The sequence below is a fragment of the Pseudomonas sp. Sample_9 genome, from assembly GCF_004307535.1.
In the GTDB taxonomy this organism is placed as follows: domain Bacteria; phylum Pseudomonadota; class Gammaproteobacteria; order Pseudomonadales; family Pseudomonadaceae; genus Aquipseudomonas; species Aquipseudomonas mercuritolerans.
Genome location: NZ_RAZO01000250.1, coordinates 1 through 6,400 on the forward strand (window position 1 = coordinate 1; position 6,400 = coordinate 6,400).

Genomic DNA, 6,400 nt, shown 5'->3' on the forward strand with positions numbered 1-6,400 from the left:
GGAAGGTGAATGCCGAAGGTGTTCATGCCCCGGTCACTGCGCACAAACACATCCCCGCCATGCATCAGCGCAATCGCCTTGACGATGGCCAGCCCCAGCCCGTGGTTATTGCCGCTGTTGCTGCGCGAGGCATCGACCCGATAAAACCGTTCGAACAACCTCGGCAGATGCTCGCTGGCAATCGGCGTCCCGGGATTGGCCACGCCAATGCTCACCTGATGTTCTTCAACTTCGATGCGCACTTCGATCACTTGACCCGGTTCGGTGTGCTGCACCGCGTTGCTGAGCAAATTGATCAGCGCCCGGCGCAGATGCGCGACCTCGATCTGCACTTGCGCATCGCCGCTGACCTGCACTTCAACCTGCGCGTCTTCAAGGATGAAATCCAGATAGTCCAGCGTCGTCGCCACCTCATCAGCCAGTGACGTCGAGGTCAGTTTGGTCGCCTTGTTGCCCTGATCGGCACTGGCCAGAAACAGCATGTCGTTGATGATCGAACGCAGCCGCTCCAGCTCTTCGAGATTGGATTGCAGCACTTCGAAATAGTGTTCGGCGGAGCGCCCGCGAGTCAGCGCGACCTGGGTCTGGCCGATCAGGTTGGTCAGCGGCGAACGCAGTTCATGGGCGACGTCGGCGTTGAACGATTCCAGCCGCGAATAGGCCAATTCGACCCGTTCCAGGGTCGAGTTGAACGACTCGACAAACTGTTCCAGTTCCGGCGGCAGCGGCGACAGGCGCAAGCGTCCGGCGCGCAGCGGTGGTGCCAGACGCTGGGCTTCCTGCGATAGTTTGATCAACGGCTTCAGACCGATTCTTGCGACCCAATAGCCCAATGCCGAGGCCAGCAGCACGCCGGCAATCGCCAGACTGATCAGGGCGATGAGCAAGTGATGCTGGGTCTGATGCAGCGTCTCGGTGTCGATGCCGATCATGAAACGCAGCGGCGGGCGCTGATCCTTGGCGGGGAACTGACTGACCAGCACTTTCAGCGGGTAGGGCTGATCGGGCAGTTGCAGATCATGCATGCCCAACGGGCCATTGATGGCGGCACGAATCTGCGGCGTAAGGTTGCCGTATTCGTAGCGCGGATCACCGCTGCTGATCCAGAAACTGATGCGCTTGTCTTCCTCACCGAGCAGTTTGAGCTTGTTGTTGATCTTCACCCAATGCTCCGGCGTGCCGTAACGGCCAACGGTGGATTCGAGCACGCTGTAACGCGCATCCAGCTCGGCTTCGGGCAACAAACCCAGACCTTTGTCGACCTGCTGATACAGCGCGCCGCCAATCAACAGAAACACCACCAGCGCCACCAGCGTGAACATGCCGCTGAGGCGCAATGCAATCGAGTTACTGGACACCACGGCTCTCCAGCACATAGCCCATACCGCGAATGGTGTGCAGCAGTTTTTCGTTGAACGGCCCGTCGAGCTTGGCGCGCAGGCGTTTGATCGCGACTTCGACGACGTTGGCGTCACTGTCGAAATTGATGTCCCAGACCATTTCGGCGATAGCGGTCTTCGAAAGGATTTCGCCCTGGCGACGGGCGAGCACGCTGAGCAGGGAAAACTCTTTCGCGGTCAGATCCAGGCGCGTGCCGGCGCGGGTGGCTTTGCGGCTGATCAGGTCGATCCACAGGTCGGCGATGGTCACTTGCACCGGTTCGTGGCCGCCGCTACGGCGGGTCAGGGCTTGCAGGCGGGCAACCAGTTCGAGAAAGGAAAACGGTTTGCCGAGGTAATCGTCGGCGCCGTCGCGCAGGCCCTTGATCCGATCTTCGACGCGCTCGCGGGCGGTGAGCATGATCACCGGGGTCTGCTTGCGCGCACGTAATGCGCGCAGTACGCCGAAGCCATCGAGCCCCGGCAGCATGACGTCGAGGACGATCACGGCGTAGTCGCATTCCAGCGCCAGATGCAGGCCTTCGACACCGTCGCGGGCAAGGTCGACGGTGTAGCCCTGTTCGGTCAGGCCACGGTGCAGATAGTCCGCGGTTTTTTCTTCGTCTTCGATAATCAGAACGCGCATGACCGCCTCAGTCTGTGGTCGCCAGTGCCGTTGCGGGCGTTGGGGCTAGTGGGTGTGAGTGCCGGTGAAACAGCCGCTCGAGCCATAAGTATATGACCGGCGTGGTGAACAGCGTCAGCATCTGGCTGACCAGCAAACCGCCGACTACGGCAATCCCCAGCGGCTGGCGCAGTTCGGCGCCGGTGCCGTAACCGAGCATCAGCGGCAACGCACCGAGCAGGGCGGCGAGGGTGGTCATGATGATCGGCCGGAACCGGGTGATGCACGCTTCGAAAATCGCCTCCTGCGGCGGCAGACCGCGCTGGCGCTGCGCCTCGAGCGCGAAGTCGATCATCAGGATGCCGTTCTTTTTGACGATGCCGATCAGCAGCACCAGGCCGATCAACGCCATGATCGAAAAGTCCTGGCCGCAGATCCACAGCATGATCACCGCGCCCAGACCTGCCGCCGGCAGGGTCGAAATGATCGTCAGCGGATGCACGAAGCTTTCATAAAGCACGCCGAGAATGATGTACACCGCCACCAGCGCCGCCAGAATCAGCCATGGCTGGCTGGCCAGCGAACTCTGGAACGCCTGCGCCGCACCCTGAAAATTGCCGCTGATCGCGGTGGGCATGCCGATCTCGGCCTTGGCCTGGTTGAGCTGAATCACCGCATCGCCCAATGCCACGCCGGGGGCGAGGTTGAATGACATGTTGGCGGCGGGGAACATGCCGTCATGGGCAATCGACAGCGGGCCGATGGTTGGCGCGTCAAACCTTGCCAGCGCCGACAGCGGCACCATCTCGCCGCTCAGTGGCGAGCGCAGGTAGAAATAGTTGAGGCTTTCGGCCTTGCCGCGTTGTTTGGTATCCAGTTCCAGAATCACGTTGTACTGATTGACCTGGGTCTGGAATTCATTGATCTGCCGTTGGCCGAATGCATCGTACAGCGCCTCGTCGACATCGCTTGCAGTCAGGCCGAAACGCGCGGCGGCGCTGCGGTCGATGCTGATGTGAGTGATGCTGCCGCCCAGTTGCAGGTCATTGGATATGTCGCGGAATGCCGGACTGCTGCGCAGTTTTTCGGTCAGGCGCTGGGTCCAGGTGGCGAGGGTCGCGCCGTCATTGCTCTTCAGCACATATTGATACTGGGCACGGCTCGGCCCGGAGCTGAGGTTGATGTCCTGCCCGGCGCGCAGATACAGGACGATGCCGGGCACTTTCATCAGTTGCGGGCGGATGCGGTCGATGAACTGGCTGGCGCTGACATCGCGATCACCACGTTTTTTCAGGGCGATCCAGAAGCGCCCGTTGGCGATGGTCTGGTTGCTGCCGGAAACCCCGACGGAGTGCGAGAAGGCCTGCACCGCCGGATCGGCCGCGACGATTTCGGCCATCGCCAAGTGTTTTTTCACCATGTCGCCGTAGGAAATATCCGCAGCGGCTTCGGTGGTGCCGAGGACGAACCCGGTGTCCTGCACCGGGAAGAACCCCTTGGGAATGAAAATGTACCCGGCGATCGCCAACGCCAGCGAAAGCCCGAACACGCCGATCATCAGTTTCTGATGGTCGAGAGCGCGACGCAGGCCTTTTTCGTACCAGCCGAGCAAGCGTTCGCTGAAGCCGGGTTTGGCATTGGCGTGATGTACCGGCTTACGCATAAACAGCGCGGCAAGGGTTGGCGCCAGGGTCAGCGACACCACCACGGAAATCATGATCGTCGAAGTCGCGGTCAGAGCGAATTCCTTGAAAAGGCGCCCGACCACACCGCCCATGAACAGCAGCGGAATGAACGCCGCCACCAGTGAGAAACTGATCGAAACGACGGTGAAGCCAATCTCGCCGGCCCCCTTGATCGCCGCCTCGCGCATGTCATCGCCGGCCTCGAGATGGCGATGGATGTTTTCCACCACCACGATCGCATCGTCCACGACGAAGCCGACCGCGACGACGATCGCCACCAGCGTCAGGTTGTTCAGGCTGAAGCCAAGGATGTACATCAGGGCGAAACTGGCGATCAGCGAGACGCCGAGCACCGCCGAAACAATCAGCGTCGCCGACAACTGGCGCAGGAACAGCGCCATCACCGCGACCACCAGCAGGATCGCGATCAGCAAGGTGATCTCGACTTCATGCAGCGAGGCGCGAATGGTCTGCGTGCGGTCGATCAGGGTTTTCACCTGCACCGAGGCCGGCAGCATCGCTTCGAGGCCGGGCAGGGCGGCTTGAATGCGGTCGACGGTTTCAACGATGTTGGCGCCGGGCTGGCGGAAAATCACCAGATTCACACCGGGGCGATCTCCGGCCCAGGCCTGCACGTAGGCATCTTCCGCACCGTTGACGACTTTGGCGACATCGCGCAGGTGAACCGGGGCGCCGTCCTTGTAGGAAACGATGAGCTGGCTGTAGTCATCGGGGTGGAACAACTGATCGTTGGTCGAGAGCGTGGAGATGCTTGATTCGCCGTACAGCGCACCTTTAGCCAGATTAAGGCTGGTCTGCTGGATCGCCAGTCTGATATCGGCGAGGGTCAGGCCAATCGCCGCGAGTTTGTCCGCCGAAGCCTGCACGCGAATCGCCGGGCGTTGCTGACCGGTGATGTTGATCTGGCCGACGCCGTCGATCTGGCTGATCTGACGCGAGAGAAGGGTTTCCACCAGGTCGCTGAGCTCGGTGCCGGGCATCTGTGTCGAGCTGACACTGAGGATCAGCACCGGGCTGTCGGCCGGGTTGACCTTCTTCCATGTGGGCAGCGTCGGCATGTCTTTGGGCAACTTGCCGGCGGCGGTGTTGATCGCCGCCTGTACTTCCTGGGCGGCGGTGTCGATGCTTTTGTCGAGGGTGAACTGCAAGGTCAGCAGAGTTGAGCCCAGCGCGCTGCTGGAGGTCATCTGGGTCATGCCGGGGATGGCGCTGAATTGCACCTCCAGCGGCGTCGCCACTGAGGAAGCCATGGTGTCGGGGCTGGCGCCGGGCAACTGTGCCGAGACCTGGATCGTAGGAAACTCCGCTTCCGGCAGTGGCGCAATCGGCAAGCGCGGGAAGGCAATTACGCCGACCAGTACCAAAGCGAACGTCAGCAAAATCGTCGCCACCGGGTGATCGATGCACCAGGTCGAGATGCCCTTGTGCGAGTTCATGGCTTGGGCTCCGCCTGCACCACTTGCGCTGGCTCGCTCATGACTTGCACGCTCGAGCCAGGTTTGAGTCGCGACTGGCCGTCGGTCACCAGCACGTCACCAGCGTTGACACCTTTGATGATGTCCTGGCCGCTGCCCTGATAAACCATTTGCACCGGCACCGCCTCGACCTTGTCGTCCTTCACGCGGTAAACAAAGTGTTGTTCGAGGCCACGCTGTACGACGGTGGGCGGAACCACCAGCGCATCTTTATCCACAGCCGTCTGAATTTTTACCGTCACCAGCAAACCCGGCCAGAGCTTCTGGCTGGCATTGGCGAATTCGGCCTTGGCGCGGATGGTGCCAGTGTTGGCGTTGATCTGATTGTCGATCAGGGTCAGCTGACCTTCGCCGAGCAGATTGCCGGTTTCGCCATCAGTATCGGCGCCGATGTACGCCTTGACCGGTGCGCGTTGCGGATCGCTGATCAGGCTCTGCAGGGTCGGCAGCATCTGCTGCGGCAGGGAGAACTCGACGGCGATCGGGTCGATCTGCGTGACGGTGAACAGGCCTTGGGTGTCGGTCATGCGCAGGAAGTTGCCTTCATCGACGGTACGAATACCGACGCGCCCGGTGACCGGGGAGCGAATCTGCGTGTAGGACAGTTGCACCTGCGCCGCATCGATCGAGGCCTGATTGCCTTGCGCAGTGGCTTTGAGCTGATTGACCAAGGCCTGTTGCTGGTCGAAGGTCTGTTTCGATACGCCGTCGTCGACGCTGAGCAGTTTGTAGCGCTTGAGATTGACCAGCGCGACCTGCAACTGCGCCTGACTCTCGCCCAACTGCGCCCGGGCCTGGTCGAGGCTGGCGCGGATCGAGCGGTCGTCGATGGTGGCGAGCAGGTCGCCTGCTTTGACCCGTTGGCCTTCCTTGACCAGGATCTTCGTCAGGATCCCGTCGATCTGCGGGCGCACCACCACGCTGTGCAGCGACAGCACCGAGCCGATGCCGCTGGTGTAACGCGGCACGTCTTTGGCGCTGACCGTCACCACCCGCACCGGGATGGCAGTCGGTGTAGCCAGTTTGGCCGGCGCCGGTTTCAACGCGAACCACAGGCCGGCGGCTGCCAGCAGAATGAGGAGAGTGGCCAGCAGGATTTTGTTTTTCTGGATGGACATGCGCGGCGCCGAAGTCTGGAGTTTGGGCAGATTGACCAGTTATAAACCGGTCAGGCGGTCGGCAGGGTGACGGCTGGCTGTCAGGATTGTCAGTTTC

Annotated in this window: 4 protein-coding genes; all 4 read right to left on the reverse strand. The window is 61.5% G+C overall.

What is annotated here, in order from left to right; all coding sequences use genetic code 11:
* A partial coding sequence (locus D6877_RS14260) for a heavy metal sensor histidine kinase (RefSeq protein ID WP_130911211.1) occupies positions 1-1,358 on the reverse strand: 1,358 nt, incomplete at its 3' end.
* Entirely contained in the window at positions 1,348-2,025 is a 678-nt protein-coding gene (locus D6877_RS14265) for a heavy metal response regulator transcription factor (protein WP_016773287.1), read from the reverse strand. The genes D6877_RS14265 and D6877_RS14260, both read right to left, overlap by 11 nt.
* Positions 2,026-2,032: 7 nt before the next feature.
* Positions 2,033-5,146: a multidrug efflux RND transporter permease subunit gene (locus D6877_RS14270; protein ID WP_130911212.1), complete on the reverse strand. Its 3,114-nt coding sequence runs from the start codon at positions 5,144-5,146 to the stop codon at positions 2,033-2,035.
* Positions 5,143-6,303, reverse strand: coding sequence for an efflux RND transporter periplasmic adaptor subunit (locus tag D6877_RS14275; RefSeq protein WP_130911213.1), 1,161 nt, complete (start codon positions 6,301-6,303; stop codon positions 5,143-5,145). The genes D6877_RS14270 and D6877_RS14275 overlap by 4 nt, the downstream gene beginning before the upstream one ends.
* Positions 6,304-6,400: the final 97 nt, after the last annotated feature.